12 protein-coding genes are annotated in these 16,223 nt (G+C 52.5%); 3 read left to right on the plus strand and 9 right to left on the minus strand.

The window, feature by feature from the left end:
* Positions 1-62: 62 nt before the first annotated feature.
* Positions 63-3,476, minus strand: coding sequence for an isoleucine--tRNA ligase (ileS, locus tag PORUE0001_RS07165; protein ID WP_007365815.1), 3,414 nt, complete (start codon positions 3,474-3,476; stop codon positions 63-65).
* A 440-nt stretch (positions 3,477-3,916) separates the two neighbouring features.
* On the opposite strand from ileS, the gene PORUE0001_RS07170 reads away from it, so the two are divergent.
* The gene (locus PORUE0001_RS07170) at positions 3,917-5,101 is read left to right on the plus strand and encodes a Coenzyme F420 hydrogenase/dehydrogenase, beta subunit C-terminal domain (RefSeq protein ID WP_007365778.1); all 1,185 of its coding nucleotides are present in this window, start codon (positions 3,917-3,919) and stop codon (positions 5,099-5,101) included.
* Between the two features lie 81 nt (positions 5,102-5,182).
* Here PORUE0001_RS07170 and PORUE0001_RS11150 read toward each other — a convergent pair whose 3' ends face one another.
* From PORUE0001_RS11150 to PORUE0001_RS07200, 6 genes are read right to left on the minus strand one after another with little or no spacing between them, the layout of a single operon-like run.
* A complete protein-coding gene (locus PORUE0001_RS11150; RefSeq protein WP_081454313.1) occupies positions 5,183-5,503 on the minus strand; it encodes a DUF805 domain-containing protein in 321 nt (106 codons plus the stop codon).
* A 54-nt stretch (positions 5,504-5,557) separates the two neighbouring features.
* Positions 5,558-6,268 carry a hypothetical protein gene (locus PORUE0001_RS07180; protein ID WP_007365813.1) on the minus strand — a complete coding sequence of 237 codons (711 nt, stop codon included), beginning with the start codon at positions 6,266-6,268 and terminating at the stop codon, positions 5,558-5,560.
* A gap of 38 nt (positions 6,269-6,306) precedes the next feature.
* Positions 6,307-6,897 (minus strand): TIGR02281 family clan AA aspartic protease, encoded by a 591-nt coding sequence (locus tag PORUE0001_RS07185; RefSeq protein ID WP_007365745.1) that lies wholly within the window; start codon positions 6,895-6,897, stop codon positions 6,307-6,309.
* Positions 6,894-7,943 (minus strand): hypothetical protein, encoded by a 1,050-nt coding sequence (locus tag PORUE0001_RS07190; protein WP_007365820.1) that lies wholly within the window; start codon positions 7,941-7,943, stop codon positions 6,894-6,896. Before PORUE0001_RS07190 ends, PORUE0001_RS07185 begins: the two co-directional genes overlap by 4 nt.
* 1 nt (position 7,944) lies before the next feature.
* Positions 7,945-8,943: a hypothetical protein gene (locus tag PORUE0001_RS07195; RefSeq protein WP_007365752.1), complete on the minus strand. Its 999-nt coding sequence runs from the start codon at positions 8,941-8,943 to the stop codon at positions 7,945-7,947.
* Positions 8,944-8,980: 37 nt separating this feature from the next.
* Positions 8,981-9,766: a hypothetical protein gene (locus PORUE0001_RS07200; RefSeq protein ID WP_232501434.1), complete on the minus strand. Its 786-nt coding sequence runs from the start codon at positions 9,764-9,766 to the stop codon at positions 8,981-8,983.
* A gap of 774 nt (positions 9,767-10,540) precedes the next feature.
* Between PORUE0001_RS07200 and PORUE0001_RS07205 the strand changes: the two genes are divergently transcribed.
* Complete coding sequence (locus PORUE0001_RS07205) at positions 10,541-12,229, plus strand: SulP family inorganic anion transporter (RefSeq protein ID WP_081454314.1); 1,689 nt, start codon at positions 10,541-10,543, stop codon at positions 12,227-12,229.
* Between the two features lie 40 nt (positions 12,230-12,269).
* Positions 12,270-12,890 (plus strand): hypothetical protein, encoded by a 621-nt coding sequence (locus PORUE0001_RS07210; RefSeq protein WP_039865772.1) that lies wholly within the window; start codon positions 12,270-12,272, stop codon positions 12,888-12,890.
* A gap of 107 nt (positions 12,891-12,997) precedes the next feature.
* On the opposite strand, the gene rlmN is transcribed toward PORUE0001_RS07210, so the two are convergent.
* Together rlmN and rnr are read right to left on the minus strand one after the other, a co-directional pair.
* On the minus strand, positions 12,998-14,023 hold the full coding sequence (gene rlmN / locus PORUE0001_RS07215; RefSeq protein ID WP_007365851.1) for a 23S rRNA (adenine(2503)-C(2))-methyltransferase RlmN: 1,026 nt from the start codon (positions 14,021-14,023) through the stop codon (positions 12,998-13,000).
* Positions 14,024-14,037: 14 nt separating this feature from the next.
* On the minus strand, positions 14,038-16,215 hold the full coding sequence (rnr, locus tag PORUE0001_RS07220) for a ribonuclease R (protein WP_007365730.1): 2,178 nt from the start codon (positions 16,213-16,215) through the stop codon (positions 14,038-14,040).
* Positions 16,216-16,223: the final 8 nt, after the last annotated feature.

Below are 16,223 nucleotides of genomic sequence, written 5' to 3' on the forward strand. Positions count from 1 at the left end.
CGCTGTAGGCGAAGCTCCTTAGGGGGGAAAGCTTTTATCGCCTACATACACCGTGGTTTGTATTATACTTTGCTGATTTGTACCGCTATCGGGGTGCCGTCCAGGTCTATCTCCTCGGCATCGCTGAGCACCTCGGAGTAGTCGATAGTGTCGGCCTGTACTTGCGTCTGGACGTACTCCTGATGAGTACGGAGCGCCTGTACAACCTCCTCGGGAGCCATCACGAGTAGCTCGATGTGATCGTTGACCTCGTAGCCAGACTGCTTGCGGAGGTTCTGTATGCGGTTGACAAACTCACGAGCCGTACCCTCTGCTATGAGCTCGGGCGTGAGCGTGATGTCTAGAGCCACCGTGTGACGACCCTCGTTTGCGACCGTCCAGCCTGGTATATCCTGAGCAATGATCTGTACATCCCCGAGATCGACCACAATAGGCTGATCACCGACCGTCAAGGTGAGCTGACCTGTCTGCTCCAGCTCATTGATCTGCTCAGTAGAGAGCGTGCTGATCTGAGCTGCCAGCGCTTTCATATTCTTGCCCACCTTAGGCCCTAGAGCCTTGAAGTCGGGCTTGACCGTGCGTACCCAGATCGAGTCTGAGGGATCGACAAAGCGAATGTCCTTGACGTTGACCTCGCTGAGCAATAGGTCGTGAACCTGCTCCATATGAATCTTGTCCGCAGGGTCATTGACCGGTAGCATGATGGCGCTGAGCGGTTGACGCACCTTGATATTGACCTTGCGCCGCAGGGAGAGGACCAGAGTCGAGTAGATCTGAGCCAGCTCCATGCTACGCTCTAGGTCTAGGTCTATCTGCGCCTCGTCTGCTACGGGATAGTCGGAGAGGTGCACCGATGCAGACTCTTCGTGCAGGTCACGGTAGAGCCTATCTGCGTAGAAGGGTGCAATGGGCGCCATTAGCTGAGCCACTACCGAGAGACACTGGTAGAGCGTCTGGTAGGCACTCAGTTTGTCATCGGTCATAGAGCCAGCCCAGAATCGCTTGCGCGAGAGACGCACATACCAGTTGCTCAAATGCTCTGTGACAAAGTTCTCGATGGCACGTCCCGCAGGCGTTGGGTCGTAGCTTCCCAGCTTGCCGTCCACCTCCTTGATGAGTGAGTTGAGACGCGAGAGGATCCAGCGATCTATCTCAGGACGATCCGCATAGGGAATCTGAGCCACGGCAGGATCGAAGCCGTCCAAGTTGCCATAGAGGGCGAAGAACTGGTAGGTGTTGTAGAGCGTGCCGAAGTATTTGCGGCTCACCTCCTCGACACCCTTAGGGTCAAAGCGAATGTTCTCCCACGGATTGGCATTGGTAATCATGTACCAGCGAAGGGGGTCTGAGCCATACTGCTGGATGACTCCAAAGGGATCGACCGCATTGCCTAGACGCTTGCTCATCTTGTTGCCATCCTTGTCGAGGACGAGCCCGTTGACGAGGACATTTCTAAACGCTATGCTCCCCTGCGTCATCGTAGCGATAGCATGGAGCGTGAAGAACCAACCACGCGTCTGGTCCACACCCTCAGCGATGAAGTCGGCGGGGAAAACCTTCCCACTCTCGACCTCCTCGCGATGCTCAAAGGGGTAGTGCACCTGCGCAAAAGGCATCGCACCCGAGTCAAACCATACATCGATCAGATCGCTCTCACGACGCATTGGCCGCTTGCCATCCTGAGCCACAAGTGTGATCTCGTCGACATAGGGACGGTGCAGATCGATCTTGTCATAGTTCTCCTCGCTGTAGTCGCCAGGGGTAAAGCCTGCGAGCGGATTGGCTGACATGACGCCAGCCTGTACTGCGCGCTCGCACTCTTTGTAAAGCTCCTCAACAGAGCCGATGCAGATCTCCTCATCGCCATCCTCGGTACGCCAGATAGGTAGGGGAGTACCCCAGTAGCGACTACGGGAGAGGTTCCAGTCCTGGAGGTTCTCCAGCCACTTGCCGAAGCGTCCTACCCCGATGGCTGCGGGATGCCAGTCGATCGTCTCATTGAGGCGCATCATCTCCTCACGGCACGCCGTAGAGCGGATGAACCAGCTATCTAGCGGGTAGTAGAGGATAGGCTTGTCCGTGCGCCAGCAGTGGGGATAGTTGTGCGTATGCTTCTCAACTCGGAAGACGCGGTTCTCGTGCTTGAGCATGACGCATATATCTACGTCTAGCGTCTCCTTGTCAGGAGTGTCCTTGGGATCGTAATCCTTCTTGACATAGCGCCCAGCGTAGGTGTCGTAGAGAGGTACATTGACCGACTCCTTGAGGAATTGATGATCTAGCGCCTCAATCTTGTAAAAGCGCCCTTTCAAGTCAACCATCGGACGCAGCTGCCCCTTGTTGTCTATCATTAGAAGAGGAGGAACGCCCGCAGCCTTGGCGACACGCTCATCGTCTGCTCCGAAGGTCGGTGCAATGTGTACGATACCAGTACCATCCTCGGTGCTGACATAGTCGCCAGGGATGACTCGGAAGGCTCCTTCGCCAGGATTGACCCACGGGATGAGCTGCTCGTAGCGAATGCCCACGAGGTCACTACCCTTGCAAGTCGAGATGCGGTGCCAGGGAGCCTTCTTGTAGGTCTCCTTGTCCCACGTCTCAGGGAGCTCGCTCACCTCGCTTTCAGCGTCGAAGTAACTGCCTAGGAGCGTCGTGGCGAGGACCACCGTAATCGGCATAGCGCTGTAGGGGTTGAACGTCTCCACAGCGCAGTACTCGATCGAAGGCCCCACGCAGAGAGCCGTATTCGACGGAAGCGTCCACGGAGTGGTGGTCCAAGCTAGGAAAAAGCTTTCGCCACGCCCATGAAGTGACTCAGGTGCATCAATGATGCGAAACTGTGCGGTACAGACCGTATCCTTGACATCACGATAGCACCCCGGCTGGTTCAGCTCGTGCGAGCTTAGTCCCGTACCTGCGGCCGGGCTGTAGGGCTGTATGGATAGACCTTTGTATAGTAAACCCTTCTTGTATAGCTCCTTGAGAAGGTACCAGAGCGTCTCGATGTACTTATTCTTGTAGGTTACGTAGGGGTGCTCCATGTCGACCCAGTAACCCATCTGCTTGGTCAGCGACTCCCACTCGGCCGTGTACTTCATCACCTCCTTGCGACAGGTCTGATTGTACTCAGCGACAGAGATCGTCTTACCGATCGCATCCTTGGTGATGCCGAGCTTCTTCTCGACACCCAGCTCTACAGGCAGACCGTGCGTATCCCAGCCCGCACGACGATCTACACGGTAGCCGTGCATCGTCTTGTAGCGGCAGATGATATCCTTGATAGAGCGCGCTATGACGTGGTGTATGCCAGGCATTCCGTTGGCTGAGGGAGGACCCTCGTAGAAGGTAAAAAGCGGTGCATCCTCACGCTGGTGTAGCGAGCGGTGGAAGAGCTGCTCTTGTTCCCACTGAGCTAGCATCTCCTGATTGATCTGTGCGAAGTCAGCAGACTGGTATTCCTTAAAGGGTTTCTTCATTGGAGCTTTCGTATAAGATATGCTCGCAAAGATACAGAAATTTGTCCAAATATGCCCTTAATCGTCGAGCCAATCTTGAGACGATGCGTTAACCACGTATTTATGCGCTACATAGCGCTATAGCGTCACGCCATAGTGACTCCGAGATCTCCGCTGATTGCAATCTCTCCTGAGGAAATCAAGAATCGCCAGGGAGCAAACGAAAATTCCCCACGGAGCCGGGAAATAAAAGTTCGGAAGAATGAAATGAAACTTCGGAAGAAGCAAATCAAAGTTCCGAAGAATTTCTTCATTCCTCACTGGAGATTTGAAAATCTCCACCGAGGAATTGTTTGATTTCCTCGGATCGTGGCGCAGATGGAACCATTTTGTATCATTTCTTGACCCTAGATCTAATCTGCTTTCTCTATCTTTGTAGTGCACTAGAGACTTAAGACACGATGATACAGATAGAGGACAAGAGGCGCTGCTGTGGCTGCGAAGCGTGCCGACAGGTGTGCCCCAAGGAGTGCATACGACTGGAGCGTGACGAGGAGGGCTTTGGCTATCCAGTCGTCGATCTGGAGCGTTGCATCGAGTGTCATAAGTGTGAGCGTGTCTGCCCCTTTATGCAGCTGGGCGCACCTCGTGAGCCACTGGCTGTCTATGCCGCATGTGCTACCGACGAAGGGCTCCGCAAGTCGAGTTCGTCGGGAGGACTCTTTACGCTACTTGCTGAGGAAACGCTAAGTCGTGGGGGCGTGGTCTTTGGGGCGCGATTTGATGAGACTTGGGGCGTCTGTCACGACTATACGGAGACGGTTGAGGGGCTGGCACCCTTTCGGGGTAGTAAGTACCTGCAGAGCCGTATAGGCGATAACTATCAGCGGGCGGAGCTGTTTCTCAAAGAGGGACGACCCGTCCTCTTCACTGGGACTCCCTGTCAGATCAAAGGGCTGGTACACTACCTCGGGCGTGCCTACGACAACTTGACAACGGTCGATGTGGTCTGCCACGGCGTACCCTCACCGATGGTGTGGCAAAGGTATCTGACGACACTGCGAGCAGGGCAGGGAGAGATCACGGGAATCTCCTTTCGCGACAAATCGGTCTCGGGGTGGCGACGCTATGACTTTGTGCTGCAAAACACTGAGGGGGAGGGCATGCGACAGTTTTACGGAGACAATATCTACATGCGTGGCTTCCTGCACGACCTCTACCTGCGTCCTAGTTGCTACGCCTGCATGGCGAAGGGGGGGCGCAGTCAGAGCGACCTGACGCTGGGCGACTACTGGGGCGTGGAGCGCACCTGTCCCGATCTAGATCAAGCGCTGGACGAGAATAAAGGTACGAGCGTCGTACTGATCCACAGCGCACAAGGGCAACGCCTCTGGTCCGAGCTCACTTGTCGCTCTCAGGAAACGACCTATGCGAGTGCCGTGGCGGGTAATCCCTCCATCGAGCAGAGTGTCGCGGAGCCACCAAAGCGCCAGCTCTTCTTCGAGCAAATCAATGCAGAGCCATTAGACTCGTTGATCGCTCGTCTCACGGCCACGCCCCTCCACAAACGCCTCTGGCGCCATCTGCACCACCAAGCACACCGCGTCAAGCTACGCCTCCGCCACCTCGCCCAGCGGGCTCACTAGAGCCCGAGTCCACCATCTCCTCACCTTAACAGACTAGGGTGAAGGAGGAGGGCGGACTCGCTACGTATAGCTCTTGACGAGCTAAGCCTTGGGGTCTGGACCGTACTTGTTATCGCCTACGTCTCCCTTCCAAAATAAAATGATGAGAGGCCAGCCAGGGCAAAGAATCCACCAGCCTGATTGGTTTAAGTCGTGAGTTCTTTTTACTCCTTGTGCAATCATAATCCATGTGCAGACTAGAAGGATAGGGAGAGCAACAATCATCACAGATGAGGCTCCAGAAGCACTCTCCATAATTGCCCTAGCAAAGGCCTGAACAAACGTGAGAGTAATGAGCGTCAGTCCATACTCTAGACGTCTGATACGCCCTTCGGTGGAAAAAGGTTTTCTAAACATTTTCATAGTGGTACCGTTTTGTTTATTGTTATAGGTAGTTAGTTAGATTAGCGTTTGTGCTTAGGTCTCTATCCAAGCCCTAAGAAGTCCTAGAGCTATGGAAACCAATATGACAACAAGGGGAACAAGTGCGTCAGATCCTTTCTTGTCTCTTTTCTTTGGCTTTTCGTTGGGGACTTCTCGGTCGTTGGAAGTTTCACTGTCATCGGGGACTTCAGAGTAAACGAGGGCTTCGCAGTTTGGGCATAAGCCTAAAATGTAGGTTTCTCCCTTCTCTGAGGATTGGATGATTTCATTTGCGGTAGATGAGCCCCAGTAATAAAATCTGTAATAGCCTGTAGAGAGTGAGTAGTCCATCGGACTGAGAGGCTTCGTTTTATATATCGATGAGGAGCTGAGAGCGGACCGAAGCTGATTGAAGAGTGGTTCTATGCTAGCTTCTACGGTCACAGTATTGCCCTCACGAGATAAGATGTGCTGGAGATTATCTACTTTCGGGGCAAACAGCTCAGCGAGCTTATCAAGGTTGGTGTATACAAGTCCATTGATATATAAATTGATCCCTACGTATACCCTAGTATTAAGACGCTTGAAGAAGATATAGGAGATGATGTCTCCTGAGCGCTCTACGGATAGTTGCAAAGATGTAGTCTTGCTGTATTCATCTCGGCATATTCTGCCGTAGCTCTTCAGAGGTATATAATCACTGGGATACTCAAGAGGGTATTTAAGACAGTCATCTGCATACCAACAAGCGAGGTCTACGTTCATATTCTTGTATATATTTAGGGTGACTATTGATGGAGTGCTTATTTGGAGAAGATAACAACATCTCGGTCGTTGTCTACAGTTACGGAGCCTACACGATCGAAGACTTCATTTCCTAGGAGCAAGGGAGCATTTACATTTTTGTCGATGACGGCTCTGACATTTTGAAAGGTCAATGCCTCCTCTCCTCCTATCTCTAGCTCACGGAGGTTAATCTCTAACCCTACGCGCAAGGAGCCATCGGCTATCTGAGAGTAGGTCTCTCCGATGATGTCTTCTTCAGAGATCAGTCCTTTGCTATATAGGTAGTTTGCCTCAGCAACAGAGATTAGTGTGCTACTACACCCCGTGTCAAGTATCATCTCCATAGGAATGCCGTTGAGCTTGACAGAGACAAACTTGACACCCGCTTGTCTCTCAAAGGGTACCTCAATCTGATTATTCACTCCCTCTAGAGGGTAAGACGAAGACCCCACAATCTCCTCCGCAGATGGCGTGCCGAAGTCAAACCAAATCTTGTCACTATCACCATTGCTCTCTGTCGAGCATTGACAACTAATGAGCGATAGGAAAATGAAGCTTAGAAGCAATATGTAAACTACTAGCGAGTAGACTTTTCTATGCTTTGTCATTGGGGTGTTGATATGCTGGCACTCTTCGTACTATCCTGCACATGCTCTGTCGGAGTCGGGGAAGCTGACTTTGTGTGGCTACTAGATGAAGAGGCGATGATGCCAGACACAAAAAGTAGCGTCAGAAGGCTCACAACACAAGATATGAGGAGTAGTCCCACTTGGAGTGCTGGTCGGGATAGTAGGTGAGTCTGGCGATGAAGTCCTTTGGCATTAGAAGCAATATCCTGAGGCTTGAATAGCTCCTCCTTGCTAAGCGTTACAGCTGCAGAAGGGGAAAGCTGTAGCAGCTTGCGGATCTCTTGAATAGTCGCATCACTGCTCTCTTTAGAAGTGATGATACGCTTCTTCTCTTCCGCTAGGCGGTCAATCTGTGTTTGCAAAGAGTTGATTCGCTCTTGAGCTTGAGTCTTTACTCGAGCTTCGGTCTCTTCAATCTCTTTTGCGTACTTAGTCTTCATCTTCGTTTGCCTCTCTTGCATTGCTAGTAGCTCACGGCTGGGGTAAGAGTCCGATATACGGATAACCTCTCTAGCAAAAACTCTACGCTTGATCTCTGCGTCGTCTATATCCTTAGGATTATATGGGATAATCCTTGAGTCTGCCTTTTGGCTTGAGATGATTGGGGTTATATCTTGATCGTCGAAACAGCTGGCAAACCGTTGCTCCAGCACTTGTGGTAGCTCTTTGAAGTCAGAGATAGGCTTGATAAATCTGTCTCGGTTGACGACAACTCCGTCGACTTTCCCGCTGAACTCATTCATTAAGAAGTGGTAGATATGGGTGCACTTGTCGACATAGCCCTCTAGGCGGTACGTGATTCCGATATGAGCATCAGGTCTGCCTATGGTGGCTGTAAGCCCATAGAGTAGCAGAGTATAGTCTGTAAAACATCTTCCATCAATCAGTCTGAGTCTAACGTCTAGGATAGGGACTCTCTTGATATCGGGAGTCTGGTAAAACATAGACTCAAAGTAGCGAGCGTCTGTATTGGGGTAAGCTACAGCTCCATCCTCGGCTCCGAAAATAAATACTTCTAGTCTCATACTAATTGCAGGCGCTTATGATCTGATTCCACAACTCCTTAGCGTATGCATCAGCTCCTGGTGTGTATATGAAGGTCTCTCCATCAGCTGTCTGGGAGAATTCCCCAGACTGAAATGCCATAAAGGTTGCATAGCTTGGCCTGAAAAAGCGGGTGATTGGGTGTTGGTTCTCAAAGATCTTGAAGATGCGAGGGTATAGGTTCTTGATGGCTCTCCTTGCTTGTGGCTTGTTGTAAAGTCCTTTGCTTAGCGTGAACTCCGTAAGGTCAACTTTGTTGAGCACAACGATGAACTTATCTTTAATATCGGAGAGCCTTCGGAGTGAGTCAATCTTTTGGACATAAGCATCTCGACTATCTTGTGTCTCTTGGTTACGCCAGTCACCCTCTGTTAGGATGACGTATATTTTCTTGTTCCTTAGCTCAGAGATGATCTTATGAATGTATGGAGGAAAAGACTGAGAGGGTCTCTCGCTGTTGTAGTAGTGCTCTCCAGGAGCCTCTAGAATTTGGCAAATGGGGCGACCGTCTTTGGATACTTTAAGGAGCATAAAGTCGATAGCGTTTGTTCCCTTGGCAGCCTCATTGGAGTCTACCATGTCGTTAAAGCTGTCGCACATTTTCTTGTAGTTGTCGTCTGCAGGTCTAAATGTCCTAATAGGCATTACGCTCAGTCCATTCTTCTTGAGCCATCGAGTCAGTCGAACCAGCATCATCGTCTTGCCCGAGGTTTTGGGACCGAAGAGGACTACGATGGGTGTTCGGGCATCTGCTATCTCCACTTTGACCCGCATGGGGTCAAGTATTTTCTTGCTCTCTCCAGTATAGTGCATAGAAGGCTTTGTTTCTTCATCGAAATCTTGATTGATGGAGGTGATAGCTTCGTTTTCCTCAGTATTGACTTCATCAGTTGAGCTCTCAATGGGTGATGGAGAGTCTATGGAGTCGCGGAGGAACTCAGGCTCCTCGCTATTCTGTTTGGTTGGTATTTCTATAGCCATAGCAATGGTGTCTAGTATCTTGTTTTATAGTAGGGGGTTATTCTTCTTCCTTTTTTGTCGCAAGTGTGAAGAATATAAAGGCTGCCACATCTACGAGGACGGCTACCAGGATCCAGAGGATTACTTCTCGTCCAGCATACTTGCCTTTGAATATATCCTTCCACACCTCTACGACGCTTAGCATACGATGAGTCCTAGTTACAGAGCTCTCTGCTAGATAGACAGGCTTGTCTTCATCAGATATATTGATGAGGTCTTGGTAGTTCTTGATTGTGTTGTAGGAGCGAGCTAGTAGTGCGTCCACGTTGGAGATGAGTGATTTGTCAATTAGCCCTCGAGCTTTGGCTTCACTTAGTGCGCCCTTGGCAGACTCTAGTTGCTTAGCGAGCTCCAAGGCTTCTGGCTTGTAGCGGGAGGAACGACTGTCCTCGCCGTTTTTCTTTATCTCCGCTATGCGGGCCTCTAGATGCTTGTGGATGATCTTGCTATACTCTTCTTTGAGTTTCTTACGCTCTGCGGGAGATGTGCCTCTGTAGGATAGAGTGGGTATGACATCTATGCCTAGCGAATGAGCTAGTCCACTCAGCAGGCTCTTTGCTTTAGTGCCAAAGCCTGGGTTAGCGCTGTTGTCTATCTCTGCCTCTAAAGCTAATTGCTGTGCAGAGACGTCACGCTTGAGCTTCTCAATGTTGAGTTTTATATTGTTTTGCGTGTAGGAGTCATCAGCTAGCTCTAGTATATACTTTTGAGTAGTCCCTACATCCTTGAGTGCTACATCGTTGATCGCTGATCTATAGAAGAATGTATGTGTATTCGTTGGCATACTAAACAAAAGCCAAAATAGGATTAGTAGAATGATTCCTATGATTAAGCTTTTACCTCGTGAGTGGTAGTAGATATTCATATTGAGACTATCTACGATCAACTTGCTACCATATGATGCTATAAAGAAGAAAGTTATCGTTACGATCCAGCAAAAAATCACGGGCCAGCTAGGTAGCAGGAGGTGAATAGACTCCGTCGTTGCCCAGCAACTGATCCCCATTAAAGCAATAAATGCGATGAAGAAAATGAGTCTCCAAATTGATTTCTGTTCCATAGATTGACTATATGTATAGATTGTTGTTTACTAAAGGGAGAAGTTGATGTAAGTGACCAAAAGATACGACGAGTGGCGACCCCTCTCTCGGTGAGAGGTCGCCACTTGTGATGTGTGATGAGATGTGTGATGAGGTATGTTTGTTGCCCCGCCCTCTCTCCTGCTGGTAGCAAGAGAAGTGCCTGCGTGAGAGCTGCGTAAGTGAGCTGCTTCTTTGTCGCTAAATGTTAAATGGGGGGGGGGTAAACATACTTTTTGACGAGTCTGAGATCGTTGTTGCAAAGATACGTTTTCTTTTTTAATGGAGAGGCTACTCGTCCTAGGCTCGGCTAATTCCTATTTCGAGGTGATGGAAAGGCTGCTGGCGATTGGCTAGGGTTATCGGAATGAGTCGGAGCCATCAGAGTGATCTAACTTCTAACCTCTAATCTCTAACTTCTAATCTCTAACCTCTAGTTTCAGTATCTTTGTAGCAGTATCAACCGTTTTCTTACGCTTATGTCTATCATGAAGGGACTCGTGCCTGAGTTTTTTCTCTCGTTACGTGGTTATTCACGACAGCTTTTTGTTAAAGATCTTACATCGGGTATCATCGTCGGGGTGGTCGCCCTGCCACTGGCTATTGCCTTCGGTATCGCTAGTGGGGTCTCGCCGACGGAGGGCTTGCTGACGGCCATAATCGGTGGCTTCCTTGTCTCGCTACTGGGCGGTAGCAAGGTGCAGATCGGGGGACCGACGGGGGCTTTCATCGTGATCGTCTATGGGATCATTCAGCAGCACGGACTGGACGGGCTGGCCATTGCAACCATCATGGCGGGCTTGCTCCTAATGCTGCTGGGCTTCTTGCGCTTGGGCAGCTTGGTGCGCTTCATCCCTTATCCAATCATTGTGGGCTTTACGGCGGGTATTGCGGTGACCATCTTCACGACGCAGATCGCGGATCTCTTCGGGCTACAGATCGAGTCGATGCCTGGGGACTTCATCGGTAAGTGGCAGGTGCTGATCGCCAACTTTGCGACGGGCTCGTGGATTCCCTTTGCTTTTGCGGTCGGCACGATACTGATCATCTGGCTTTTGCCTAAGGTGAATGCGAAAATACCGAGCACGCTGGTGGCGCTGGTGTTGCTCACACTGGTGAGCTTTGGTCTCCAGCAACTGGGCTACCTCAGACCAGAGAATATCGGGGACAACTATACGATAGAGCGTGCGCTGCCTACCTTCGTCATGCCTACGATTACGGTGGAGCGTATCGTGGCGCTCTTCCCCTCTGCGCTGACGATCATGCTACTGGGCGCTATGGAGAGCTTGCTCTCGGCCTCGGTGGCGGACGGTGTGATTGGGGCGAAGCACAATCCAGACAGCGAATTGATCGGTCAGGGTGTGGCTAATGTGGTGGTGCCTTTCTTCGGGGGGATCCCGGTGACGGGGGCTATCGCCCGTACGATGACCAATATCAATAGCGGTGGACGGACTCCGATGGCGGGGATCATCCATGCGGTGGTGCTCCTGCTGATCATGCTCCTGCTCTCGCCCCTGACGGCGCATATCCCGATGGCGGTGCTGGCGGGCGTGCTGGTGGTGGTCTCTTATAATATGAGTGGCTGGCGCTCGTTTGTCTCGATCTTTAAGGGGCCACGAGGAGATACGGCTATCCTGCTGGTGACCTTCCTGCTGACGGTGCTGACGGACCTGACGGTGGCTATCGGGGTGGGTATGCTGTTGGCGATTGCGTTGCTCTTCCGTCGTATCCTCAACGTGAGCTCTGTAGAGCAGATTGGCGTGGGCGAGATTACGGACGAACCTCTCGCTGATGAAAATGTAGAACTCCCGTCTCGAGTGGAGGTTTACGAGGTGGAGGGACCGTTTTTCTTTGGCATTGCCAATAAGTTTGAAGAGGTGATGGTGACGGTTCACGACCAGCCGGAGGTGCGCATCATCCGCATGCGTCGTGTGCCTTTCATCGATAGCACGGGGCTACACAACCTGCAGATGGTACTGGCACGACAGCGTAGGCGTGGCGTGCATGTCGTGCTGAGTGGTGTGCGTCCTGCGGTCTATACGCATCTGGAGCAAACGGGGATCATTGATCAGCTGGGACGGGAAAATGTGCTGCCGACCTTTGCCGAGGCGCAGAGACGAGCCGTGGCACTTTACGAGGAGATCACTGAGGCTGTGGCCAAATCTTAGAAATAGTATTAACTTTGGGGCATAACCCAAAGACATTACGATGATGACAGAACGACTGACACGGCTGATCCTTAGCACGATGCTGCTAGCTCTGAGTTCCCTCGGGCTAGCAGCTCAGGAGGTCGTGGTGCCTGGCGAACCTGAGCCTCCGACGCCCGAAAAGCGCAACGAAGTACGACTGAATCTACATGCTCCTATACCTTATCAGGCTCTTTCACTGGAGTATGAGCGTGCAGTGGCACTAGATGTGGGTGTCGGGGTTATGGCGAGTGCTTACTTTGGAAAAGAACGACTTAACGTCCTCTTTTTCCCCACGGTGGGCGTGATGCCTTACGGTCGCTGGTACTTTGGAGGCTTTTTGTTTTCTATGAAAAAACCTAATGCGGGCTTTTTCCTAGAGGCTAATAGCTCGATTGCTTACAACGATAACCTGCGCAATGTGCACTATGAATACTCTCCAGAAACGGAAAAGAGGGAGAAGCAGATCGAAGAGCGGCACGGCGTCTCGTGGGGCATCGGTCTAGGCGGTGGCTTCAAGCTGGTCACGCGTAGCAACTGGAGCGGTGAGATAAGCTGTCGTCTGGGACGTAATATGGTGAAGGTGAGCAAGTGGAACGTCGCTTACATATATCCTGCTATCTCTGTGGGCTATCGCTTCTAGCGGGTGTCTAGCTTTGGACAAAACAAAAAAGGTTCTAACCTCTCTCTTGAGGCTAGAACCTTTTGTCATAATGTGACTGTTGCAACAGTCTCGTAATGGGCGAGGACTTATGCGCCCTGCTGCTCTTGGGTGCTGAGCATACCGCAGGCAGCGCTGATGTCTTCGCCACGGGAGGTGCGGATGGTGGTCGGTATGCCTGCCTCGCAGAGCCAATCACGAAGCCACTCCATGCGGGTCATATCGGAGCTGGGCAGGTCGATGTGCGGGATGCGGTGGTAGCGGATCAGGTTGACGTGGCAGTCGAGTTGAGCGAGTAAACGCTTGAGAGCTGCGAGGTGGCGGGGCGTGTCGTTGAGTCCCGAGAAGACGATATACTCGAAGGTGAGGCGACGCTGACGGCTCCAGTCGTAGTGCCGTAGGAGTGCCACCGTGTCGGCAAGGGGCATGGCTCGCTCTACGGGCATAATGGACAAACGCTCCTCCGACAGTGGGTTATGCAGGCTAATAGCGAGATGACAAGTGCACTCCTCCAAGAAGCGCTCCAAACCTGGACGCAGTCCGATGGTTGAGACGGTGATGCGCTTCGGGCTCATCGCTAGTCCCTGCGGATCGGTCAGACAAGTGATCACTTGTAGGAGCGTGTCTATATTGTCCATCGGTTCGCCCATCCCCATGAAGACGATGTTTGTCAGCTCATTAACCTCGGGCACGGAGAGGATTTGGTTGAGGATTTCGCTTGTCGAGAGGTTAGCGCCGAAGCCTTGCTTGCCCGTCATGCAGAAGAGGCAATTCATCTTGCAGCCTCGCTGGGAAGAGACGCAGAGCGTGGCGCGGTCTCCCTCGGGGATCATAACGGTCTCAACGAAGCCTCCACCAGCGGCAAAGAGATACTTGACCGTCCCGTCTCGAGAAGTCTGCTGAAGATGAGGCGCAGCACGACCTATCTCGTAGTGCGAGGCGAGCAGAGCGCGCGCCTTCTTGCTCAGGTTGGTCATCTCGTCCCACGAGGAGACATGCTTTTGGTAGAGCCAGTCAGCGATCTGCCGACCCGTGTACTTGGGCAGTCCCAAGCCAACGGCTAGTTCGGTGAGCTGCGCGGGTGTTTTGCCGAGGATCTGATGCGTTGCTGTCATGTGGAAGGGGCAAATCAGACAAGGTCAAAGTCAAGCTGTCGCTGCTCTAGGTCAGCTCGAGCAACACGTACGGTGATCGGGTCGCCAAGGTTGTAGCGCTTGCCAGTGCGTCGCCCACGGAGACGGTAATTCTTCTCGTCGTACTCGAAGTAGTCGTCCTCGAGCTTGCGGATCGGTATGAGCCCTTCGCAGTGCGATCCCTTGAGCTCGACATAAAGGCCCCATTCGGCGACACCGCTGATGACTCCGTCGAAGACCTGTCCCATGCGAGCCTTCATATACTCCACCTGCTTGTACTTCACCGAGTCACGCTCCGCCTGCGTAGCGATCTGCTCCTGCTCGCTGCAGTGCTGGCACTGCTCCTCAAGCTTGCCCTTTGTCACAGAGCGCCCGCCCGCATAGTAGCGCGTCAAGAGACGGTGCACCATAAGGTCGGGGTAGCGACGGATGGGCGAGGTGAAGTGGGTGTAGAAAGCGAAGGAGAGTCCGTAGTGCCCGATGTTGTCAGGCGAGTACTCGGCACGAGTCATAGAGCGGATGGCGAGCGTCTCGATGAGGTTCTCCTCACGCTTGCCCTGGACGCTGTCGAGGAGCTTGTTGAAGGAGCGACTTACCTGACGATTCTCGCCACTGAGGTTGACTTTGTAGCCAAACTTACCTGCAAAAGAGGCGAGCGCCATCAACTTCTCTTCGCTAGGCTGTGCGTGGACACGGTAGACGAAGTTCTTCGCCTTCTTGCCTTTGGCACGAACCTGCCCAATGTCCTCAGCAACGGTGCGATTGGCCAGAAGCATAAACTCTTCGATGAGATGGTGCGACTCATTATCTACCACCTCCTCGACACCCGTGGGGCGCCCCTTGGGGTCTAGCGTGAAGCGCACCTCTTGGCTCTGGAACTTGATCGCGCCATCGTCAAAGCGACGCTTGCGCAACTGCTGGGACAGCTCAAAGAGTGGCTGGATGATCGCCTGCTGGGTGTCACTGCGCCCCTCGATCACATCCTGCGCCTCCTCGTAAGTCATGCGCTGATCGCTCCGTATCACCGTGCGACAGATGCGGTACTGCTGTACGTGCGCTGCATTGTCCAGCGTGAGGATACAGGAGTAAGCGTACTTATCCTCGTTGGGGCGTAGCGAACAGAGATTGTTGCACAGCACCTCGGGGAGCATAGGGATCGTGCGGTCCACGAGGTACACGCTGGTACCACGTGCGTAAGCCTCTTCATCGATCTTGGACCCCTCGGTGACGAAGTAGGAGACATCGGCAATGTGCACGCCCACCTCGTGGCGCCCATCGCCGAGGTCACGGTAGGAGAGCGCATCGTCAAAGTCCTTAGCGTCGGCTGGGTCAATGGTAAGCGTCGGCACCTCGCGAAAGTCCTCTCGCTGTGCCAGCTGCTCTTGGGTAATCTCTCCCGAAAGTCGCTCCGCCTCGTCGATAGCAGCCTGTGGGTAGTCGTAGTCTATATTGTACTCAGTCAGTATGGCGCGCATCTCGGTGTCGTTGTCACCCGCCTTGCCGAGTACCTTGAGGACACGCCCCGTGGGTATCTTGTCCGAGCTAGGCCAGTCGGTGATAGCCACCTCCACCTTGGAGTCTCGCTGAGCGCCGTGTAGCTCGCTGAGCGGGATCAGTATGTCGGTCGAGAGGGTGCGGTCTTCGGTGACAAAGATGGCCCAATCCTTTTTGAACTCCAGTCGCCCGACGAAGGTGTGCTTCGAGCGCTCAATGATATTGATCACCTCACCCTCTAGGTCTCCGCCCTGCCTCTTGGCAAAGAGACGAGCCTGCACACGGTCCCCGTTGAGTGCGTGCATAGCGTTGCGCTCAGCGATGAAGATGCTCTTGCCGTCCTCGTCAGAGATGACTGCGTTGCGCCCGTTGGAGCGACGCTCGAAGGTGCCGAAGAGCAGAGCCCCCGAGAGATTGTAGCGGTAGGTGCCTGGCTTGACACGTGTGAGCGTGTCGTCCATCGCCAGCACCTCCAGGATACGGCTAATGGTCAGGCGTAGCGGTTGCGCTGTGATGTTGAGTTGCTTGGAAACCTGCTTGTAGTTCCACGTGTGGGTCGGGTTGGAGGCAAAAAGCTTGACGACGGCTCGTGTCAGTTCGTCAAGGTTAAGTCGCTCAGTTTTGGACCGTTTGGAGAGATTCTTCTTGGGTGTGTTTTTCTTTCTAGATGGTTTCGTCATAATCGTTT

The organism is Porphyromonas uenonis 60-3 (assembly GCF_000174775.1).
In the GTDB taxonomy this organism is placed as follows: Bacteria; Bacteroidota; Bacteroidia; order Bacteroidales; family Porphyromonadaceae; genus Porphyromonas; species Porphyromonas uenonis_A.